The following is a 234-nucleotide window of genomic DNA, read 5'->3' as shown; positions in this document are numbered from 1 at the left end:
TTTAGATGTGGTAGAGTTGAAAAACAAGTTTCACGCAGAGCCTCAACTCTACCACATCTAAAGCTGACGACTGCTAAGTGCTTGTTTTTAAAGGCTTTTTTGCCTTTATCTAATAAGTGTAAAAGGTTCATTTCACCGAACTTTTCCGCCAAATCAGCAAACTTCTTCATAATTTTCTTCTTCATATTTTTTACCTCTGATGGTTCAATTTTAGGGTTTTCTAAAGCTCTAGCT

At 35.5% G+C, this 234-nt stretch carries 1 protein-coding gene; it reads right to left on the bottom strand.

All coding sequences use genetic code 11. The annotated features are described in order from the left end of the window. Positions 1 to 185, bottom strand: a 185-nt coding sequence (locus A6E06_RS18500) for a hypothetical protein (protein ID WP_141677008.1), incomplete at its 3' end; no start/stop codon positions are given. Positions 186 to 234: the final 49 nt, after the last annotated feature.

The sequence above is a fragment of the Aliivibrio sp. 1S175 genome (assembly GCF_001690985.1).
Lineage (GTDB): Bacteria > Pseudomonadota > Gammaproteobacteria > Enterobacterales > Vibrionaceae > Aliivibrio.
This window is presented reverse-complemented; position numbering and strand designations above follow the sequence as displayed.